This is a genomic window from Paracoccus sp. R86501 (genome assembly GCF_042466435.1).
GTDB lineage: Bacteria > Pseudomonadota > Alphaproteobacteria > Rhodobacterales > Rhodobacteraceae > Paracoccus.
Genome location: NZ_JAXHPZ010000001.1, coordinates 2,012,662 through 2,032,667 on the forward strand (window position 1 = coordinate 2,012,662; position 20,006 = coordinate 2,032,667).

General features: G+C 63.7%; 18 protein-coding genes. 9 read left to right on the forward strand and 9 right to left on the reverse strand.

Annotation, left to right across the window (positions count from 1 at the left end; genetic code table 11):
- Positions 1–3: 3 nt before the first annotated feature.
- From SJY40_RS09735 to SJY40_RS09760, 6 genes are all read right to left on the reverse strand, one after another.
- Entirely contained in the window at positions 4–1,374 is a 1,371-nt protein-coding gene (locus SJY40_RS09735) for a DUF1800 family protein (protein WP_378945616.1), read from the reverse strand.
- A 65-nt stretch (positions 1,375–1,439) separates the two neighbouring features.
- A complete protein-coding gene (aspS, locus tag SJY40_RS09740; RefSeq protein WP_378945619.1) occupies positions 1,440–3,215 on the reverse strand; it encodes an aspartate--tRNA ligase in 1,776 nt (591 codons plus the stop codon).
- A gap of 59 nt (positions 3,216–3,274) precedes the next feature.
- Positions 3,275–3,937, reverse strand: a complete 663-nt coding sequence (locus tag SJY40_RS09745) for a CPBP family intramembrane glutamic endopeptidase (RefSeq protein ID WP_378945621.1) — start codon at positions 3,935–3,937, stop codon at positions 3,275–3,277.
- Positions 3,910–4,674 carry a GH25 family lysozyme gene (locus SJY40_RS09750; protein WP_378945624.1) on the reverse strand — a complete coding sequence of 255 codons (765 nt, stop codon included), beginning with the start codon at positions 4,672–4,674 and terminating at the stop codon, positions 3,910–3,912. The genes SJY40_RS09745 and SJY40_RS09750 overlap by 28 nt, the downstream gene beginning before the upstream one ends.
- A gap of 229 nt (positions 4,675–4,903) precedes the next feature.
- Complete coding sequence (locus SJY40_RS09755) at positions 4,904–5,209, reverse strand: hypothetical protein (protein ID WP_378945627.1); 306 nt, start codon at positions 5,207–5,209, stop codon at positions 4,904–4,906.
- Between the two features lie 79 nt (positions 5,210–5,288).
- On the reverse strand, positions 5,289–6,674 hold the full coding sequence (locus SJY40_RS09760; protein WP_378945630.1) for an FAD-binding oxidoreductase: 1,386 nt from the start codon (positions 6,672–6,674) through the stop codon (positions 5,289–5,291).
- A gap of 146 nt (positions 6,675–6,820) precedes the next feature.
- Between SJY40_RS09760 and SJY40_RS09765 the strand changes: the two genes are divergently transcribed.
- Positions 6,821–8,512 (forward strand): chloride channel protein, encoded by a 1,692-nt coding sequence (locus SJY40_RS09765; protein WP_378945633.1) that lies wholly within the window; start codon positions 6,821–6,823, stop codon positions 8,510–8,512.
- A 59-nt stretch (positions 8,513–8,571) separates the two neighbouring features.
- Here SJY40_RS09765 and cobT read toward each other — a convergent pair whose 3' ends face one another.
- A complete protein-coding gene (gene cobT / locus SJY40_RS09770; RefSeq protein WP_378945636.1) occupies positions 8,572–10,443 on the reverse strand; it encodes a cobaltochelatase subunit CobT in 1,872 nt (623 codons plus the stop codon).
- 71 nt (positions 10,444–10,514) lie between these two features.
- Entirely contained in the window at positions 10,515–11,486 is a 972-nt protein-coding gene (gene cobS / locus SJY40_RS09775; protein WP_378945639.1) for a cobaltochelatase subunit CobS, read from the reverse strand.
- A 145-nt stretch (positions 11,487–11,631) separates the two neighbouring features.
- Here cobS and SJY40_RS09780 point away from each other — a divergent pair, with 145 nt between their 5' ends.
- The 8 genes from SJY40_RS09780 (at position 11,632) to SJY40_RS09815 (ending at position 19,001) form a co-directional block, all read left to right on the forward strand.
- On the forward strand, positions 11,632–12,186 hold the full coding sequence (locus SJY40_RS09780) for a sigma-70 family RNA polymerase sigma factor (protein WP_378945642.1): 555 nt from the start codon (positions 11,632–11,634) through the stop codon (positions 12,184–12,186).
- The gene (locus SJY40_RS09785) at positions 12,183–12,887 is read left to right on the forward strand and encodes an anti-sigma factor domain-containing protein (protein WP_378945645.1); all 705 of its coding nucleotides are present in this window, start codon (positions 12,183–12,185) and stop codon (positions 12,885–12,887) included. The genes SJY40_RS09780 and SJY40_RS09785 overlap by 4 nt, the downstream gene beginning before the upstream one ends.
- A 103-nt stretch (positions 12,888–12,990) precedes the next feature.
- Entirely contained in the window at positions 12,991–13,557 is a 567-nt protein-coding gene (locus SJY40_RS09790; RefSeq protein WP_378945647.1) for a fasciclin domain-containing protein, read from the forward strand.
- 182 nt (positions 13,558–13,739) lie between these two features.
- Positions 13,740–14,723: a DUF808 domain-containing protein gene (locus SJY40_RS09795; RefSeq protein ID WP_378945650.1), complete on the forward strand. Its 984-nt coding sequence runs from the start codon at positions 13,740–13,742 to the stop codon at positions 14,721–14,723.
- Between the two features lie 138 nt (positions 14,724–14,861).
- Positions 14,862–16,175: a sn-glycerol-3-phosphate ABC transporter substrate-binding protein UgpB gene (ugpB, locus tag SJY40_RS09800; protein WP_378945653.1), complete on the forward strand. Its 1,314-nt coding sequence runs from the start codon at positions 14,862–14,864 to the stop codon at positions 16,173–16,175.
- A gap of 90 nt (positions 16,176–16,265) precedes the next feature.
- Positions 16,266–17,144 (forward strand): sn-glycerol-3-phosphate ABC transporter permease UgpA, encoded by an 879-nt coding sequence (gene ugpA / locus SJY40_RS09805; RefSeq protein ID WP_378945656.1) that lies wholly within the window; start codon positions 16,266–16,268, stop codon positions 17,142–17,144.
- The gene (ugpE, locus tag SJY40_RS09810; protein WP_378945659.1) at positions 17,144–17,992 is read left to right on the forward strand and encodes a sn-glycerol-3-phosphate ABC transporter permease UgpE; all 849 of its coding nucleotides are present in this window, start codon (positions 17,144–17,146) and stop codon (positions 17,990–17,992) included. The genes ugpA and ugpE overlap by 1 nt, the downstream gene beginning before the upstream one ends.
- Position 17,993: 1 nt before the next feature.
- A complete protein-coding gene (locus SJY40_RS09815) occupies positions 17,994–19,001 on the forward strand; it encodes a sn-glycerol-3-phosphate import ATP-binding protein UgpC (protein ID WP_378945661.1) in 1,008 nt (335 codons plus the stop codon).
- Between the two features lie 27 nt (positions 19,002–19,028).
- Here the strand turns inward: SJY40_RS09815 and SJY40_RS09820 are convergent, their stop codons facing one another.
- Positions 19,029–19,991 carry a magnesium transporter CorA family protein gene (locus SJY40_RS09820; protein WP_378945664.1) on the reverse strand — a complete coding sequence of 321 codons (963 nt, stop codon included), beginning with the start codon at positions 19,989–19,991 and terminating at the stop codon, positions 19,029–19,031.
- Positions 19,992–20,006: the final 15 nt, after the last annotated feature.

Consider the following 20,006-nt stretch of genomic DNA (forward strand, 5'->3'; position numbering starts at 1 on the left):
GCGTCACCTTCTGTTGAAGTCGGCCGAGGCAAGGACCAGCGCCACGCCCTCGGGGTTGCTTTCGGCACGCGGCACCGCCCATGCGACGGCCTCGGAGGCGGTATCGCCAAGCGCATCGCGCAGCAGGTCGCGGGCATCGGGCAGCTGGCCCAGCAGCTCGGGCGGGCTGGTCATGGCCCAGTTGATGCGCATGGCGATGCCTTGGGGGCTGGCCCAATCCTCGGCACGCTCGGGCCAGCCGTTGGGGCCATCGGGCGCGGCCCAAGGCTGGCCCATGATCGCCATCGGGTTTAGCAGGTGACGACGCAGCGCGGCAGGACGCAGGGCATCGACCTGCTGGCCGGTCATCCCCAGACCGCGCATCGAAGCGACCAGGAATTCGAACGGCTGGCGCATCTTGCTGCGCAGGTTCTGTTCCAGTTCGGGCGCTTGGGCCAAGGCCAGGTTCATTGCCCCCAGATCGCCGCCCGTATCCGAAAACACCCCGGCAAGCCGGTCGACCAACCCCTGCGGCGGATCGTCGGCCACGAAATGCACGGCCATCTTGCGGGCGATATGGCGGGCCGTCGCCTCCTGCGTGGCCAGGTTGGCGATGACCGCGCGGATGTCGCCCATCGAGGCCTTGCCCTCGCCGCCATAAGTTTCCCCCAGCACGGTCTCGGCGCCCGGTTCGGCGCGGCGGGGGCGGAACACGGTCGGCTGGCGTGGATTATAGGTCAGACCCGTCAGCAACTGTGCCAGTTCCTCGACGTCGGACTGCGTGTAATCGGCGCCGACGCCCATGCTGTGCAGTTCGATCATCTCGCGCGCCAGATTTTCGTTCAGACCAAGCGCCTTGTCCGGCTTTTGCTGGGCGATCATCGAATTCGGCCCGACAGATCGCGTCTGGTCCAGATATCGCAACATGGCTGGGTGGGTTTCGGCGGCGAACATCATATCCGCGAAGTTGCCCGCCAGATGCGGACGGATGGCGTCCTGCACGATCGCGTCCGACATCAGGTTGTAATAGATGCTGCCGCCCGTGACCGTGAAGTGATCGGCCCAGAACCAGACCAGCCTTTCGCCGAAGCCTGTCGGATCATCGACCGCGCGGGCGAAGCGGCGCAGGACGGCGGCCTGAAACAGCGCGCGCATCCGCTGCTTGTGCATGCGGTTGGCCTTGTTCTGTTCCTTGGTGCCGTTGCGGGCCTTCTGGGTCAGCGCCTTGCCTTCGCTTTGCCATTCGCGCAGCTTGTCCAGCGTGATGCCATCGGGTTCGGGACCGGATTCCGAAACCAGCCGCGCGACCTGCGCGGGGTCGGTGGGCAGTTGGCCGCGCGGCGACAGTCCGAAACCAAGCCGGATGGCGGCAAGCTGTTCGTAGGGCAAGGGCATGAAGGCGGGCTCCGGACAGGGTGCTGCTTTGCAGCATCCTGCCATGCGGGGGCCCGCCTGTCAGTTCACTCTTTCGGCAAGGCGCGCAGGCGAAGATCGCGCATCTGCTCGTTCGTGGGTTCCGACGGGGCGCCCATCATCAGATCCTCGGCGCGCTGGTTCATCGGGAACATGATCACCTCGCGGATGTTCTGTTCGTCTGCCAGCAGCATCACGATGCGGTCGATACCGGCAGCACAACCACCGTGCGGCGGCGCGCCATAGCGGAACGCCTTGACCATGCCACCAAAGCGCTTTTCAACCTCGGATGCCGGATAGCCTGCCAGTTCAAACGCCTTGAACATGATCTCGGGCTTGTGGTTCCGGATCGCGCCGCTGATCAGTTCATAGCCGTTGCAGGCCAGGTCGTACTGATAGCCCAGCACCTTCAGCGGATCGCCTTCCAGCGCCTCCATCCCGCCCTGCGGCATGCTGAACGGGTTGTGGCTGAAGTCGATCTTGCCGTCGTCGGTTTTCTCGTACATCGGGAAATCGACGATCCAGGCGAATTTGAACTGGTTTTCGTCGATCAGGCCCAATTCGCGGCCGATTTCCGTGCGGGCACGGCCAGCGACGCCTTCAAAGCTTTCGGGCTTGCCGCCAAGGAAGAAGGCCGCGTCGCCTTGGGCCAGACCCAGCTGTTCACGGATGGCTTCGGTCTTTTCGACACCAAGCGCTTTGGCGATGGGACCGGCGGCTTCGGTGTTGCCGTCCTCGGCCTTGCGCCAGATGATGTAACCCATGCCGGGCAGACCCTGCTGTTGGGCAAAGGCGTTCATGCGGTCGGCGAACTTGCGGCTGCCGCCCGTCGGCGCAGGGATGGCGCGGACCTCGGTTCCGTCCTGCTCCAGCAGCTTGGCAAAGATGCCGAAGCCTGAACCGCGGAAATGTTCGCTGACGATCTGCATCTCGATCGGGTTGCGCAGGTCGGGCTTGTCGGTGCCGTATTTCAGCAGCAATTCCGCATAGGGGATCAGCGGCCATTCGGCATCGACGCGGCGACCGCCGCCAAATTCCTCGAACAGGCCCTGAATGACGGGCTGGACGTTGGCAAAGACGTCTTCCTGGCTGACGAAGGACATCTCCATGTCCAGCTGATAGAAGTCCGTCGGGCTGCGGTCGGCGCGCGGGTCTTCATCGCGGAAGCAGGGCGCGATCTGGAAATACTTGTCGAAGCCTGCGACCATGATCAGCTGTTTGAACTGCTGCGGTGCCTGCGGCAGGGCATAGAACTTGCCCGGATGCAGACGCGAAGGCACCAGGAAGTCGCGCGCGCCTTCGGGGCTGCTGGCGGTGATGATCGGCGTCTGGAATTCGGTGAATTCCTGATCCCACATGCGGTTGCGGATCGACCGGACGACCTTGCTGCGCAGCATGATGTTGTTGTGCAGGCTGTCGCGGCGCAGGTCCAGGAAGCGATAGGCCAGACGCGTTTCTTCGGGATAATCCTGATCGCCGAAGACCGGCAACGGCAGTTCGTCAGCCGCGCCCAGAACCTCCAGCTCGGTCGCATAGACCTCGATCTCACCGGTCGGCAGCTTGGGGTTGACCAGGCTGGCGTCGCGCAGTTTCACGCGGCCGTCGATGCGGATCACGGTTTCGGCGCGCAGTTTTTCCATGGCCGCAAAGGCCGGGCTGTCGCTGTCGGCCAGAACCTGGGTCATTCCGTAATGGTCGCGCAGGTCAACGAAAAGCACGCCCCCGTGGTCGCGAACGCGGTGGACCCACCCCGACAGGCGGACGGTTTCACCGGCATTGGCGGCTTTCAGATCGCCGCATTTGTGGCTGCGATAGGCGTGCATGATCAGTCCCCATTTATTGACCCTCGCACAAAGCGCGGGATGGACGGGAAGTCAACCGCTCAGAACGGTCGCTGGACATTCCCGGTATAGAAATAAACGCCCATCCCCACGGCAAACAGGACATTTCCTGCCACCGCATGCAGCGCCCATGCGGCCGGAAAGCCGTGTCGCAGATAGGCGCGCGCAAAGATCCAGCCGCCGCAGAAGGTCATGAAGGCGACGATCCAGGACCAGTACATCAGATGCGCAAAGGAAAAGACGACGGCGTTCAGGGCGATGGCGGCACGGCCATGCGGCAGGATCGCGCCATAGCGATGGAAGAACAGCGGGCGGAAAATCAGCTCCTGCGGCAGGGCCGACAGCAGTGGATAAAGCGTCCAGATCGCCAGCAACAGGCCGGGGTTGTTGCGCGGCGTGGAAAACAGCGCGCCCGGGCGGGTCATCACCAGGATCGCCCAGCAGGTCAGCAGCGTGACCAGCGCGATGCCTGCAATCTCACGCCAAGGCATCCGCCGCCAGCCGCGCACCAGAATGCGCCAGCGGAAGCCGCCAGTCAGCCACAGAAGGATCATCCCTCCGATGCTGAACAGCACCAGCGCCGGGAACAACATCCCCTTGGGCAGGAACAGCGCCATGGCCAGCGGCGCCCCGAAATAGAGCGCCGCGAATTCGACCTTCAGCCAGCGGTGCGGCCTTACCGCACCATGCGTGTCTGCAACCATCGTGCCCAATCCGAAGCCGAGCCCGCAAAGGCGTTCAGGTCCACATCACCCGAGATGCCGGGAACCGACCCTGTGCCGGTATACTGCCAGAAGCCCCACCGCTGACCCGGATAGGTCCGGCTGGGGTGGTCGGCGGTCGAGCGCAGCCAGAACTCGGTCCGGATGTCGCCCATGCGGTTGTCGCGATAGAAATCGACGGTCGTATAGATCACCGGCCGCTGGCCATAGTGACGCCCGACGATCTGCAGGAAGATCTCGGCCTCGCGCTTGACCTCATAGGCGGGCGGGCGGCGGGGGCAGTTGCGCGAATTGGACCATTCCATGTCCAGCACCGGCGGCAGCGACCCTGCCTCGCGCGGGACGTTCCGGATGAACCAATAGGCGTTTTCCGCACCCGACCGGCAGAAGTAATAGAAGTGATAGGCCCCGCGCGGAATGCGCGCCTGCCCCGCCTCGCGCCAGTAGCGCATAAAGTTGGGGTCTGCGTGATCGCCACCCTCGGTCGCCTTGATATAGGCAAAGCTGATCCCGGACCTGCGCACGCGGCTCCAGTCGATATCGCCCTGCCAGCGCGAGATGTCGATGCCATGGACCGCATGGCCATAGGGGCTGCCGTTCTGCCAGTTGTGCGGCCGGTTGTCGCCCAGCTGCGGATTGGCGCCCGGGCCCGGAGCATTGCGATAGCCTCCGCCACTGGGCGGCGTGCGGGAACACGAGATGGCGAATGTCACCACCATCAATCCCAACAGCAATTTCCTGAAGATGTTCATGCCTGCCCCATCGTTTTCTGCGTCGACCGCGGCCGCTTCCTGCGTGCCATTGTTTCGCGTTATCGCAAAACCGTGAGGCTTTGTCATCGGGCCGCGGCGGTCACGAGTCCGTCAGACATGAAATCGCATGAAAAGAAACGGACCCGACATGGCGGGCCCGTTTGCGGGACATGTGTTTGACTATGGGGCGCAGCGATCAGTTGGCGGGGGCGGCGTCCTCGGGGGCCGAATCCTCGGTCGTGGCCTCGGGCGATGCATCGGCCGGGGTCTCGGCACCCGGCGCGCCCGGTGCCTCGTCGTCGCCGGTGACGCCTTCGGCTTCGGTAACCGGCGTGTCCGACGGCGGGGCAGTGGTGGCAATGCCGTCACCTTCCGGTTCGGTAGTGCCGGGCTGGAAGACCACGAAGACCAACGCCGCCACGATCAGCGCCACCACAATGGCGATGATTGCGGGCTTGTGGTTCCTGGCCTCGTGGCCGGGATCTTGATCGTTATGGGACATGGTTTCCTCCGCGGGGTTCGGTTGGGGCGTTCATCTGATCTGCAAACGCCCCCCCGATGGACCGGTTCCCATGCCGCCGTCAGCTTTCGACGCGGTCGGGGACCAGCTTGCCGGGGTTCAAAATGTTGCGCGGGTCCATCGCGGCCTTGATCGCCCCCATCACCTGCCATGCGCCGCCATGTTCGTCCGCCATCAGCGACCGCTTGCCGACGCCGATGCCATGTTCGCCTGTGATGGTGCCGCCCACGGTCAACGCATGCTGGGCCATCCGCCGCGCCAGCTGCTTGGCCTGTGCGACTTCCTCGGGCGCTTCCGGGTCAACCAGCAACAGCGCATGGAAGTTGCCGTCCCCCACGTGGCCGACGATGGGACCGACCATGCCGGCGGCCTCGATCTCGGATGCGGCGCGTTCGACGGCATCGGCCAGCTGCGACATCGGGACACAGACGTCGGTCACCACGCCCACCGCCCCCGGCCGCAGGACAAAGGCCGCGTGATAGGCGCCGTGCCGCATCCGCCACAGACGCGCCCGATCCTCGGGGGTGGTCGCCCAGTCAAAGCCCGAGGCCCCGAATTCTCGTGCGATCTCGCCAAAGTTCTCGGCGTCCTGCGCGACGGCACTTTCCGAGCCGTGGAATTCGATCATCAGATGCGGCGTTTCCGGCAGGTTCGTTCCCGATTTTTGGTTGAACGCCCGCGCCGTCAACGCATCGACGAATTCGATCCGCGCCATCGGGATGCCCGACTGGATGGTCATGGTCACGCATTCCACCGCCGCACGCAGATCGGCAAAGCCGCAGACCGCCGAGGCCACCTGTTCGGGCTGTCCATGCAGCCGCAGCGTCAGTTCGGTGATGATCCCCAGCGTGCCCTCGGACCCCACGAACAGCGCCGTCAGATCATAGCCCGCACTGCTTTTCGCGGCCTGCGATCCGGTGCGGATGATCTGACCGTCGGCCAGCACCACCTCCAGCGCCATGACGTTGTCGCGCATGGTGCCATAGCGCACCGCCGTCGTGCCGCTCGCCCGCGTGGCGGCCATCCCGCCCAGACTGGCATCCGCGCCCGGATCGACGGAAAAGAACAGCCCCGTCGCCCGCAGATCGGCGTTCAGCGCCTCACGCGTGACGCCGGGCTGGACGGTGACCTGCATGTCCTCGGGACGGATGTCCAACACGCGGTTCATCCGTCCCATGTTCAGCGTCACACCCCCCTGGCTGGCCAAAGCATGCCCTTCCAGCGAAGTGCCCGTCCCCCATGCGATCACCGGCACATCAGCCGCAGCGCAGGCCTTGACGATGGCCGAGACCTCGGCCGTGTTTTCGGGATAGGCGACGGCATCGGGCGGCGGCGCCGTGTGGAAGCTCTCCGACATCGCATGTTGGTCGCGATCACCGCGCCCCGTGGCAAATCGTGCCCCCAGCAGGGTCGACAGGTCGCTGATAAGGGCTTCGGGCAATGGCATCGGATGTTCCTTCGTTCATGTGCGCGCAGATTACGCCCCATGACCACGAAGGCAACCATCCCCGCATCACTGGCAGGGGGGGCGCGCTGGACCCGGTCGCAGATATGTGATCGGGTAAAGGCCCGACATGCATCGCGGACCCAGCCATGCCCCCTGCCCCGGACCCGAAGAAAGCCCGCCCCCTGACCGCTCTGCGCAACAGGCTGCGCGACATCATGCGCCTGATGCGCGACCGCGGCCCCAGTCAGGCGCAGTTCTGGATGCTGGCGTTGCTGATCGGAACGGGGGCGGGTTTTGCGGCGGTGGGGTTCCGGCTGGGGATCTCGGCGGTGCAGCGGGCGGTTTACGGTGCCGATGACGTGACGCTGGCCAGCACGGCGGGCAACCTGCCCTGGGCCTGGGTGCTGATCGTGCCGATGCTGGGCGGGCTGGCGGTCGGGCTGATCCTCGACCGCTTCACCCCCGACGCGCGCGTCCGCGCCGTCTCGGACGTGATCGAGGGCGCGGCGCTGGACGGCGGCCGCGTCGAAACCCGCGAGGGGCTGGCATCCGCCGCCGCATCGCTGATCACACTTGGCACTGGCGGCAGTTCGGGCCGCGAAGGGCCGGTCGTGCATCTGGCAGGCGTGATTTCCACTGCGGTCGCCACGCGCATCAAAGCCAGCCCCATCACGGGGCGCGAATTGCTGGGCTGCGGGGTCGCGGGGGCCGTCGCTGCCAGCTTCAACGCCCCGATCGCCGGCGCCCTTTTCGCGCATGAGGTCGTGCTGCGCCATTTCGCCGTCCACGCCTTCGCCCCCATCGCCATCGCCGCCGTTGCCGGGACCGTCATCAACCGCATGCAGTTCGGCGGGTTGACCGAGTTCACCCTGCCCGAGCGTATGGACATCGGTTTCTATGTCGAACTTCCCGCCTTTATGCTGCTGGGACTGGTCTGCGCGCTGGTCGCCGCGGCGATGATGGGCGGCATCTTCCGCGCCGATCGGACGGGCACCGCGATCATGGCGCGCCTTGGCTGGCCACGCTGGTCGCGCCCCGCCATCGCGGGTCTCTGCCTTGGCATGATCGCCATCCCCTTCCCGCATATCATCGGCGTCGGCTATGAAACCACCGCCGCCGCGCTGTCGGGTCAGATCGGTCTGTCGCAAGCCGTGCTTCTGGCCACCGTCAAGGCCTTGGCAGTGGCCATCACCCTTGGCGGGCGCATGGGCGGCGGGGTCTTTTCACCAGCGCTGGTCATGGGGTCGCTGACGGGACTGGCCTTCGGCATCATCGCGACGGGCCTGGTCCCGTCGTTTTCCGGCAATGTCAACGTCTATGCCTTTGCAGGAATGGGCGCCGTCGGGGCGGCGGTGCTAGGTGCGCCGATCTCGACCGCGCTGATCGTGTTCGAGATGACGGGCGATTGGCAGACCGGCATCGCGGTGATGACGGCCATTTCGCTCAGCTCGGCCCTTGCATCGCGGCTGGTGCGGCGGTCTTTCTTCTTCAGCCAGCTGGAAAACCGCGGCATCCATCTGGCCGAGGGGCCGCACATCTGGCTGCCCCGCAACCTGCGCATCACCCCCGTCATCCGTGCTTTGGACAGCGAGGCCGCCCCGGCGACCGACCTGGTCCGCAACATCGCCGCATCGGGCGAAACGCTGACCCAAGGCATGACATTGGAGCAGGCGCTGCACGAATTCGATCGCACCAAGGCCGCCTTCCTGCCGGTCATGTCGCAGCCAGACCCCGATACCGACGCTGAACCTCAGATCATCGGCGTCGTGTATCACATCGATGCGCTGCGGACCCTGAACCGTGCCTTGGCCGAAACCGCAGCCGAGGAACACGCCTGACACAAAGCGCGCCAGCGGGGGGTCCGGGGGGCCGGCCCCCGGCGGTCGCGGGACGCAGATCAACCGCGCCGCAGGGACGCCATGCCCAAGACACGCGCACGCTTGCGGGGATCGCTGTCGAACAAAGCCGCCAGCTGTTCGGTGATCGCCCCTGCCAGCTGTTCGGCGTCGGTGATGGTCACCGCGCGCTCGTAATACCGCGTCACGTCATGGCCGATACCGATAGCCAGCAGTTCGACCGCCCGGCGTTTTTCCACCATGGCGATCACGTCGCGCAAATGCCGTTCAAGGAAGTTCGCGGGGTTCACAGACAGGGTCGAATCATCGACCGGCGCACCATCGGAAATCACCATCAGGATCTTGCGCGCCTCGGACCGCTTGGCCAGACGACGGTGCGCCCATTCCAGCGCCTCACCGTCGATATTTTCCTTCAGCAGGCCTTCCTTCATCATCAGCCCAAGGTTGGGCCGCACCCGACGCCAAGGCGCGTCGGCGGATTTATAGATGATGTGGCGCAGGTCGTTCAGGCGACCGGGCTGAGCGGGGCGTCCTGCCGCCAGCCACGCCTCGCGGGCCTGACCGCCCTTCCAGGCACGGGTGGTGAAACCCAGGATCTCGACCTTGACGTTGCAGCGTTCCAGCGTGCGCGCCAGCACATCGGCGCAAATCGCGGCGATGCTGATCGGACGGCCCCGCATCGATCCCGAATTGTCGATCAGCAGCGTGACGACCGTGTCGCGGAACTCGGTGTCCTTCTCGATCTTGAAGGACAGCGGCATGGTCGGGTTCGCCACCACACGCGCCAGACGTCCCGCGTCCAGAACGCCCTCTTCCTTGTCGAATTCCCAGCTGCGGTTCTGCTGTGCCTGAAGGCGGCGCTGCAACTTGTTCGCCAGACGGCTGACGGCCCCGCGCAGGGGGTCCAGCTGCTTGTCCAGATAGGCGCGCAGCCGTTCCAATTCGGCCTCGTCGGCCAGATCCTCGGCGCGGATCTCCTCGTCCCAATTCTGGGCAAAGACGGTGTAATCGGGGCTGGCGTCGCTGACGGGGGGCGGCTGGTCGGGGGGCGCGTCGGATTCGGGCATCTCGGCCTCGTCCGACATATCGTCCTCAGACTGGTCGTCCATGCTGACCGAGGCCTGCTGTTCGTCCTGCGTCTGTTCCTGATTGCGTTCGGAGCTGGCTTCGGATTCCTCGCCGTCATCCTGTTCGCGCGACTGGTTGTCGCCCGATTCCTCATCCTGCTCGGCGTTGTCTTCGGCGTCGTCGTCTTCGGGCTGGTCGGGGTCTTCGCCCAGCTGGTCGCCATAGCCCAGATCGGTGATGATCTGGCGCGCCAGACGGGCAAAGCTGGACTGATCGGCCAGCGCCTCGTTGACGTCCGACAGCGTCCCGCCCGCCTGACTTTCCACGAAGGGACGCCACAGATCGGCCACATTCTGCGCACCGGCAGGCAAGGGACGGCCCGTCGCCGCCTGACGGACGATGTAACCCGCCGCCACCGACAGCGGCGCATCGGCAGGGGCGCTGATCTGGGCATAGCCCTTTTTATCGGCATCAGCGCCGATGCGTGCGTCGATGTTGGACAGCGCGCCGGGCATGTCACGGGCGCCTAGCGCCTCGCAGCGGGCGGTTTCCATGGCTTCGTACAGCTCGCGGGCCATCGGGCCTGCGGGGGCGTATTTGGCATGGGTTGCGGCATCATGGTGGCGCATGCGCATGGCAAAGGCATCGGCGGTGCCACGGGCCAGCAGAACCTCTTCCCGGCCCATGCGGCGGCTGATCTGCGGCAAGCGCATCGTGTCGCCCGACATGCCCGCGGGGTCCGCGGTGAAGGTGACGTTCAACTCGTGTTCATCCGCCATCGCCCGCGTGGCTTGCGTCAATGCCTTCTTGAAGGGATCGGCGGGATTGTCAGTGGGCTTGTTCATGTCACGTCTTCTCCCCACGCGGCGGCTGTCGGATGTCGGGGGCGGGCGTCATGCCCGCCCGCCAAGGCGGGTCACACGGCGATGCTGGCCGCGCTTTCGGGCAGTTCCTCGTCGAACAGCCGCTGATAGAACTCGGCCACCGTCTGGCGTTCCAGTTCGTCGCATTTGTTCAGGAAGGTCAGACGGAAGGCATAGCCGACATTGTCGAAGATGCGCGCGTTCTGCGCCCATGACAGCACCGTGCGCGGCGACATGACGGTGGACAGATCACCCTGCATGAAGGCCGTGCGGGTCAGATCCGCCAGCGTCACCATCTGGTTGATGACCTTGCGGCCTTTCTCGGTGTTATAATTCGGGTTCTTGGCAAGAATGATCGCCGCTTCGGCATCATGCGACAGATAGTTCAGCGTCGCGACCAGCGACCAACGGTCCATTTGGCCTTGGTTGATCTGCTGCGTGCCGTGATAGAGACCCGTCGTATCGCCCAAGCCCACGGTGTTCGCGGTGGCAAACAGGCGGAAGAACGGGTTCGGGGTGATGACCTCGTTCTGGTCCAGCAGGGTCAGCTTGCCGTCGGCCTCCAGCACGCGCTGGATGACGAACATCACGTCGGCGCGGCCCGCGTCGTATTCATCGAACACAATCGCAGTCGGGTTGCGCAGCGCCCAAGGCAGGATGCCTTCGTGGAAGACCGTGACCTGCTTGCCATCCACCAGCTTGATGGCGTCCTTGCCGATCAGGTCGATCCGGCTGACGTGGCTGTCCAGGTTCACGCGTACGCAGGGCCAGTTCAGCCGCGCGGCGATCTGTTCGATATGGGTCGATTTGCCCGTCCCGTGATAGCCTTGGACCATCACACGGCGGTTGTAGGCAAAGCCCGCAAGGATCGCCATCGTGGTGTCGGGATCGAACTTGTAGGTGCTGTCGATCTCGGGGACACGGTCGGTGCGTTCGGCAAAGCCCTTCACCTTCATGTCGCTGTCCAGACCGAACACCTCGCGCAGGTCGATCTCTTCGGTGGGTTTGGCGTTCATGTCCAGCATTCGTCCGGCCTCTCTCATCGCGTCCGCGCATTGATCGCGCATTCGTGCCGGACGTGCAAGCGGGCGCGCGTTGACGCCTTGCCGCAGCAACCATAAGGTGACCTCAGAAATCAGACATATTCATCCACAGCAGGATACGCGGCCCTTGACCGACGCACGCAGAACAGAGCTTGAACGCCTCATCTCGCGCATCTCGCTTGGCGACCGGGATGCCTTTGATGCGCTTTACGACGCAACCTCGGCCAAGCTGCACGCGGTCTGCCTGTCCGTGCTGCGCGATCGCCCCGAAGCCGAGGAGACCTTGCAGGAGGTCTATATCCGCATCTGGCAGAGCGCGTCGCGCTATGCCTCGAACGGGTTGTCGCCGATGACCTGGCTGATCACCATCGCCCGCAACCGTTCCATCGACAAGCTGCGCGCGCGCAATTCGCGCCCCAGCACCGCCCCCGAAGATGCCGCGGCGGCCGTGCCGTCGGACGAACCCAGCCCCGAATCGGCGACGATCATGGCGCAGGAACGCCGGATGCTGGACGAATGTCTGGCACGGCTGGCCGATGCGCAGGCCGGTGCCGTGCGCGCCGTCTATCTGGAAGGCGTGACCTATGCGGACCTCGCACAGCGCGAGGGGATGCCCATCAATACCGTGCGAAGCTGGCTGCGCCGCAGCCTGTTGCGCCTGAAAGACTGTGTTAGCCAATGACCGAAGACGCCCCGCTGACCCCGCTGGAAGAAGACGAGGCTTTGGCGGCCGAGCTGGCGCTTGGCCTACTGGAAGGTGACGACCTTGCCGCAGCGAACGACCGCATGGCGCAGGATGTCGCCTTTGCACAGGCCGTGCGCGGCTGGCACGAACGGCTGGCCGGCATGGCCGAGAACCTGACCCCCGTCATGGCCCCGGCCCGCGCCCGCCACGCCATCCGCGAAAGGCTGGGACACGCCAGCCCGCCCCTGTCCAATGATCCGACCGAACGCCGCGCCTGGTGGCGCGGCCCCATGGGGGCATTCGGCGGTTTGCTGGGCGCCGCCGCGCTGGCGGTGCTGTTCATCCTGCCCGGTCAGGACCCCGTCCCGCAGCCCGGGTTTCAGGCGGAACTGCAGGTGCAGGACAGCAACATGCGCGTCGCCGCCCGCCTTGATGGCCGCGAAATGGAGATCGCGATGGAGGGTGGCACGCCTCCCGTTGACCGCGATCTTGAGATCTGGTGGATCAAACCGGACGGCTCGGCGCCGATTTCTATCGGATTGGTACCGCGCGACGGAAATCTGCGCATGATACTGCCCGAAGGGCTGGACCCGGCCGATGACATCAAGATTGCTCTTTCGGATGAACCGCTTGGCGGATCGCCGACCGGTCAGGCGACGGGTCCTGTCGTCGCAATTTCCGACCTCACGCGTTCGTGAACTGAAAAAGATGCAGGGCGGGTGCAACTTACCCGCCCACCTCTGCGTGGTTGTAGGCACAGGGCGCAAGTCTGCGTCCATGAAGACAACCCGGAGGAAGATCATGTTCAGCAACTTCACGAAAGTCGGCGCCTCGATCCTTGCAGCCACCGTTGCATTCAGCGCCCCCGCGCTGGCACAAAACACGATGGTTGGCGGCGCAGAAATGTTCCCCGAGAAAAACATCGTCGAAAACGCCGTGAACTCGGCCGATCACACGACGCTGGTTGCTGCCGTTCAGGCCGCCGGTCTGGCCGAAACGCTGTCGGGCGAAGGCCCTTTCACCGTCTTCGCACCCACGAACGCAGCCTTCGACAAACTGCCCGCAGGCACCGTCGATGACCTGCTGAAGCCGGAAAACAAGGACAAGCTGGTCAAGATCCTGACCTGCCACGTCGTTGCCGCGGATGCGATGTCGCCCGCAATCGGCAAGATGATCATGGATGACGGCGGTGCGCATGACGTCCCGACCCTGGGCGGTTGCACCCTCAGCGCGTCGATCAACCCCGACAACAATGCGCTGCAACTGACCGATGAAAACGGTTCGGTCGCCACCGTCACTATTCCCGACGTCGATCAGTCGAACGGTGTCATCCACGTCATCGACACGGTCATGCTGCCCGCTATGTGATCTTCCGGCGGCATTGGGGCCGTCTGTTCCCCCGATCGGACGGCCCCACGGCCCGCGCACCCCCCCCTCATGCGCGGGCCTTTTTCATGTCCGGTGAACCGGAACCATATTGACGGCGTTGCATTTTCCAGACGGCATCGCCCAGAGTGCCAGACACGACATATCCTAAGGGGACTGGACATATGAGCGGCCTGATCGCACTTCTCGACGACGTTGCAGCCATCTCGAAGGTCGCGGCGGCGTCCATCGACGACGTTGCGGGGCAGGCTGCCAAGGCCGGAGCCAAGGCTGCGGGCGCGCTGATCGACGATGCGGCCGTCACACCGAAATACGTCCACGGTTTCGACGCCAGCCGCGAATTGCCCATCGTCTGGAAGATCACGCGCGGATCGCTGTTCAACAAGCTGGTCATCCTATTGCCCATCGCGCTGCTGCTGACGGTCTTTGCACCTTGGCTGATCACGCCCCTGCTGATGTTGGGTGGCGCCTATCTGTGTTACGAAGGCGCTCATAAGGTCGCATCGCTGTTCCACCATACCGACGCGCATGACACAAAAAAGCATACCAACACCGAAAAACCCGGTGCCGCGCTTGAGGAAAAACGCGTGGCGGGCGCGATCAAGACCGACTTCATCCTGTCGGCCGAGATCATGACCATCGCGCTGTCAACCATTCCCGCATCGGACGCACTGCTGACCAAGGCATTGATCCTGGCGGTTGTTGCCATCGGCGTGACGGTGGCGGTCTATGGCTCGGTCGCGCTGATCGTGAAGGCCGATGACTTTGGCCTACATCTGGCCCAAAGCAAGACGGGCGCGCTGGCCGCCCTTGGGCGCGGCATCGTTCATATCATGCCACATCTGATGAATCTGCTGATGATCGTGGGCACCGCGGCCATGATCTGGGTCGGCGGTCAGATCATCGTCCACGGCCTGCACGAACTGGGCTGGCACATGCCTTACGACACCATCCATCACATGGCCGTCGCCGCAGCCGAAGCCGTGCCCGCCATCGCCGGAATTGCCGAATGGGTGACCACGGCCTTCTTCGACGGCATCGTCGGTCTGATCCTTGGTTTGGCGCTGCTGCCCATCGTCACCAAGGTCCTGAACCCGGTGATCGACGCCACAATCGCGCCGTTGATGGCCCGATTTACCAAGACTTAGGGCAAACGTCCCGGAACGTGACAGCGCGATTGACCGACCAGTCAAAGACTGTCACATTTCCCTTACATCAATGTTGCGTGATTGTCGTCCGGAGGAGTTAGGCGATGATCACAACGCAACTCCAATGGGGGGAAAACCATGATCCGTTACAGCACCGCATCCGCGGTGGCGCTGATTGCGTCGCTTGGGGCCGCAAACGCCGAGACCACCATCGACTGGTGGCATGCCATGGGCGGCGAACTGGGCACCAAGCTTGAGGAAATCGTCCAAAACTTCAACGACAGCCAGGAAGACTACAAGGTCGTCCCCTCCTACAAGGGCACCTATCCCGAGACCATGACCGCCGCGATTGCAGCTTTCCGTGCGAAACAGCAGCCCGCCATCGTTCAGGTCTTCGAGGTCGGCACCGGCACGATGATGGCCGCACAGGGCGCCGTCGTTCCCGTCTATCAGCTGATGGAAGAACATGGCGAAGGCTTCGATCCTTCCGCCTTCCTGCCCTCGGTCGTCGGCTATTACACCGACAGCGAAGGCAACATGCTGTCGATGCCGTTCAACAGCTCGACCCCGATCCTGTATTACAACAAGACCGTCTTTGAAAAGGCGGGCCTGGACCCCGAAACGCCCCCCAAGACATGGGCCGAGGTCGAAGAGTTCTCCAAGAAGATCATGGAATCCGATGCGGCGTCCTGCGGTTTCACCACCGGCTGGATCAGCTGGATCCAGACCGAGAACTTCAGCGCCTGGCACAACCAGCCGATCGGCACGATGGAAAACGGCTTCGGCGGTCTTGATGCACGCCTGTCGGTCAACGGACCGGTGCAGGTCAAGCATTGGGGCAACCTGAAGAAATGGGCCGATGAGGGCATCTTCAAGTACGGCGGCCCGGTCGGCGGCGACAACGCCCCGCCGATGTTCTATTCGCAGGATTGCGCGATGATCATGAACAGCTCGGCCAGCCGTGCGGGCGTGATCGCCAATGCCACCGACTTCGAATTGGGCTTCGGCATGCTGCCCTATTACGACGATGTCGAGGGTGCGCCGCAGAACTCGATCATCGGGGGCGCAACGCTTTGGGTCCTGTCGGGCAAATCCGACGAGGAATATGACGCGGCTGCCGCCTTCTTTAAATACCTCTCTTCGCCCGAGGTTCAGGCCGATTGGGCGTCCTTCTCGGGGTATCTGCCGATCACTTCGGCGGCGGGTGACCAGATGCAGGACTTCTATGCCCAGAACCCCGGCGCGGATACCGGCATCAAGCAGATCACGCTGAACGAACCGACCGAGAACTCCAAAGGTCTGCGTTTCGGCAACTATGTCCAGATCCGCGGCATCATCGACGAGGAATTCGAACAGATGCTGTCGGGTGACAAGGATGCCCAAGGCGCCTTGGACAGCGTCGTCGAACGCGGCGATGCCCTGCTGGAAGAATTCCAGGCCCAGAACCAGTAAACGTCGAACAATCGAAAGGGGCCGCGCGATCCGCGCGGCCCTGTCGCCATTTTTCGGGCAGCGATGCCCCCTTCCCGAACCGGGTTCCCGATGAAGCGCACTATCTTCAGCAATCAGCTTCTGCCATGGCTTCTGCTGGCACCACAGCTGATCATCACCTTCATATTCTTCCTGTGGCCAGCGGCGCAGGCAGTTCGTCAAAGCTTTCTGCGCGAGGATGCCTTCGGCACCCGTTCGACCTTCGTAGGTCTGGAAAACTTTGCCTACCTGCTGAAAAGCCCCGAATATTTCAACTCGCTCAAGGTGACGGCGGTGTTTTCCGTGTCGGTCACCGTGCTGTCGATGGGTATGGCGCTGTTGCTGGCCATCGCGGTCGACCGGATGATCAAATCGACGCGGGTCTATACCACGCTGCTGGTCTGGCCCTATGCCGTGGCCCCTGCGGTCGCCGGTATCCTGTGGTGGTTTATCTTCAACCCGACCATCGGCATCATGCCCTATGTGCTGGCGCAGGTCGGATACGACTGGAACCACATCAGCAGCAAAACGGATGCGATGATGCTGGTGGTGATCGCCAGCGCGTGGAAGCAGATCAGCTATAACTTCCTGTTCTTCCTTGCAGGCCTGCAATCCATCCCCGGCAGCCTGCGCGAAGCCGCCGCCATTGATGGCGCGGGCCCCGTGCGGCGCTTCTTCGACATTACCTTCCCGCTGCTGTCGCCGACGACCTTCTTCCTGCTGGTCGTCAACATCGTCTATGCCATGTTCGACACCTTCGGCGTCATCGACGCCACGACCGAGGGCGGCCCCGCACAGGCCACCAATATCATGGTCTACAAGGTCTATTTCGATGGCTTTATTGGACAAAACATCGGCAGCTCGGCCGCGCAATCGGTGGTGCTGATGATGCTGGTTCTGGTGCTGACCGTGGTGCAATTCCGCTTTGTCGAAAAGAAGGTGGCCTACTGATGATCGAGAACCGCCCCGGCCTGAACCTTCTGGCCCATGCCACGCTGATCCTGGGGGTCTGCATCGTCGCCCTGCCCGTCTGGGTGGCCTTCGTGGCATCCACTCATGGCCCGACCGATTTTATGTCGGGCACCATCCCGATGTGGCCCGGACCGCATCTGGTCGAGAACTACAGCAAGATGCTGGGCGCAGGCGTGTCCACCAGCGGCACGCCCCCCGTCGGCACGATGATGCTGAACAGCCTGATCATGGCGCTGTCGATTGCCATCGGCAAGATCGCCATTTCCATCCTCTCGGCCTTTGCGGTGGTCTATTTCCGCTTTCCGTTCCGCGGGTTGGCCTTCTGGTGCATCTTCATCACGCTGATGCTGCCGGTCGAGGTGCGCATTGTTCCCACCTTCCAGGTGGTGGCCGATCTGGGGCTGCTGAACAGCTATGCCGGTCTGTCGGTGCCGCTGATCGCATCGGCGACCGCGACCTTCCTGTTCCGGCAGGTCTTCCTGACCATCCCGGACGAGTTGACCGAGGCGGCCCGCATCGACGGCGCCGGTCCGATGAAATTCTTCCGCGACATCCTGCTGCCCTTGTCGCGCACCAATATCGCCGCGCTTTTCGTGATCCTGTTCATCTATGGCTGGAACCAGTACCTCTGGCCGCTGCTGATCACGACCAGCTCGGATTATTACACCATCGTTGCGGGGATCAAACGCATGGCGGATGCCGTGGACGGTCTGCCGCAATGGCATCTGGTCATGGCGACCGCGATGCTGGCCATGCTGCCGCCCGTTGCGGTGGTCGTGGGCATGCAGCGCCTGTTCGTCAAAGGTCTTGTCGAGACGGAGAAATAACGTGGCTTCCATTACCCTAGACAGTCTTGGCAAGGTCTATCCCGGCGGCACCCGCGCCGTGGGCGGCGTCAATATCGACATTGCAGATGGCGAATTCATCGTGCTGGTCGGGCCTTCGGGCTGCGGAAAATCGACGCTGCTGCGCATGGTGGCCGGTCTGGAAAGCATCAGCGAGGGCGAGGTCCGCATCGGTGACCGCGTTGTCAACAAGGTCGAGCCTGCGGACCGCGACATCGCGATGGTATTCCAGAACTATGCGCTCTATCCGCATATGTCGGTGCGCCAGAACCTTGCCTATGGTCTGAAGAACCGCAAGACGCCCAAGGCCGAGATCGAAAAGCGCGTGAACCAAGCGTCCGAGATCTTGCAGATCGGGCCATTCCTTGACCGCAAGCCCGCCGCCCTGTCGGGTGGTCAGCGCCAGCGCGTCGCCATGGGTCGTGCCATCGTGCGCGAACCGGCAGCCTTCCTGTTCGACGAACCACTGTCGAACCTTGATGCCAAACTACGGGTCGCCATGCGACTGGAAATCAAGGAACTGCAAAAACGCCTGCGCACGACATCGCTTTATGTGACCCATGACCAGTTGGAGGCGATGACACTTGCCGACCGTCTGGTCGTGCTGAACGGCGGGCAGGTCGAACAGATCGGCACCCCGCTGGAGGTGTATCGCAAGCCGGCCTCGGCCTTTGTGGCCAGCTTCATCGGCAGCCCGGCCATGAACCTGATCAGCAGCAGTGCCGCCCCGCAACTGCCGGGCAGCGCCCACGCCGGCCAGATCGGCATCCGCCCCGAGGATCTGACCGTCACCCCCGACGGCCCCATCACCATGAATGTGCTGGCGGTCGAGGAATTGGGCGCGCAGCGTCTGGTCCACGGTCAGACGGGTGGTGAGCGGATCACCATCACCCTGCCCTCGGATGCGCCGCTGTCGGACAGCATGAACCTGTCCTATCGCCCCGAAGCGCTGCATCTGTTCCACAAGGATACCGGCAAGCGCATTTCGTGATGCCTGTAAGGGGGCGTTCGCGCCCCCTTACAGCCAGCGTTTCCAGCGCAGGAACAGATAGGTCCCAAGCGTCGTGGCCCCCATCAGCAGCAGGGCATAGGGATACCCCCAAGCCGCCTGCAATTCCGGCATATTGGCGAAGTTCATGCCATAGATGCTGGCGATCAGGGTCGGCGGCAGGAACAGTGCCGCGATGATCGACAGGATGCGCACGGTGTTGTTCTGCTGCAAGTTGATCATGCCAAGCGTGGTATCGACGGCCAGGCTGACGCGGCTGCCCAGAAAATCGGCGTGAACCTCCAGCGCCTGAACGTCGCGCATCTGGGCGCGTGCGACGGGGCGCAGGCGTTTTGATTCCGGGCGATCCTCGATCAGGGCGGTAAAGAAAGCCAACATCCGTTCAATGGTCAACAGGCCCAACCTGACGCGCGCCATTGTCTCGGCCTCGCGGCCAACGGCCTGCAGCGCCCCTTGCAGATCGTCCGAGGCCGCACCCGCCGCCCGTGGATCGAAGACCCCCGATGTGGTGGCATCCAGCGTCCGCCCCGATCCTTCCAGAATATCGGCAAGGCGGGCGATAATCTCCTCGACCAGCCCCAGAAACAGCCGGTCGGCGGTCATGCAGCCAAGGGTCGAACGTTCGGCCCGCGTCGGAAAGGTCAGAAAGGGCTTAGGCGAATGGTGGCGCACCGTGACCAGCTGATGGTCCGACAGCACGAAGGTCACGGGCATCGACTGACGGCCCCCGCCCGCGACCTCGCCGGGCAGCATGGCGGTCATGTAATCCATCAGCTCTTCGCGATAGAGCCGGTTCGACAGCTCGATCTCCTCCATCTCTGCCAAGGACGGCAGAATGAAGCCCAGCTGGCGCAGCATCTCCATTTCCGCGTCGGTTGGCTGGATCAGGTCGATCCACATCGCGTTCCGCAGATCTTCGCCTTGCGGCATCTGGATCAGACGATTGCCCTCGGCGACATAGGCGTAATGCATGGGCAAGCTCCTGCT

Coding starts and splice junctions, on each gene's coding strand:
- SJY40_RS09765 (WP_378945633.1), top strand. CDS start 6,821: ATGCCCCCTGCCCCGGACCCGAAGAAAGCCCGCCCCCTGACCGCTCTG.
- SJY40_RS09755 (WP_378945627.1), bottom strand. CDS start 5,209: ATGTCCCATAACGATCAAGATCCCGGCCACGAGGCCAGGAACCACAAG.
- SJY40_RS09735 (WP_378945616.1), bottom strand. CDS start 1,374: ATGCCCTTGCCCTACGAACAGCTTGCCGCCATCCGGCTTGGTTTCGGA.
- ugpB (WP_378945653.1), top strand. CDS start 14,862: ATGATCCGTTACAGCACCGCATCCGCGGTGGCGCTGATTGCGTCGCTT.
- aspS (WP_378945619.1), bottom strand. CDS start 3,215: ATGCACGCCTATCGCAGCCACAAATGCGGCGATCTGAAAGCCGCCAAT.
- SJY40_RS09750 (WP_378945624.1), bottom strand. CDS start 4,674: ATGGTGGTGACATTCGCCATCTCGTGTTCCCGCACGCCGCCCAGTGGC.
- SJY40_RS09820 (WP_378945664.1), bottom strand. CDS start 19,991: ATGCATTACGCCTATGTCGCCGAGGGCAATCGTCTGATCCAGATGCCG.
- SJY40_RS09795 (WP_378945650.1), top strand. CDS start 13,740: ATGAGCGGCCTGATCGCACTTCTCGACGACGTTGCAGCCATCTCGAAG.
- SJY40_RS09790 (WP_378945647.1), top strand. CDS start 12,991: ATGTTCAGCAACTTCACGAAAGTCGGCGCCTCGATCCTTGCAGCCACC.
- ugpA (WP_378945656.1), top strand. CDS start 16,266: ATGAAGCGCACTATCTTCAGCAATCAGCTTCTGCCATGGCTTCTGCTG.
- cobT (WP_378945636.1), bottom strand. CDS start 10,443: ATGAACAAGCCCACTGACAATCCCGCCGATCCCTTCAAGAAGGCATTG.
- SJY40_RS09745 (WP_378945621.1), bottom strand. CDS start 3,937: ATGGTTGCAGACACGCATGGTGCGGTAAGGCCGCACCGCTGGCTGAAG.
- cobS (WP_378945639.1), bottom strand. CDS start 11,486: ATGCTGGACATGAACGCCAAACCCACCGAAGAGATCGACCTGCGCGAG.
- ugpE (WP_378945659.1), top strand. CDS start 17,144: ATGATCGAGAACCGCCCCGGCCTGAACCTTCTGGCCCATGCCACGCTG.
- SJY40_RS09785 (WP_378945645.1), top strand. CDS start 12,183: ATGACCGAAGACGCCCCGCTGACCCCGCTGGAAGAAGACGAGGCTTTG.
- SJY40_RS09760 (WP_378945630.1), bottom strand. CDS start 6,674: ATGCCATTGCCCGAAGCCCTTATCAGCGACCTGTCGACCCTGCTGGGG.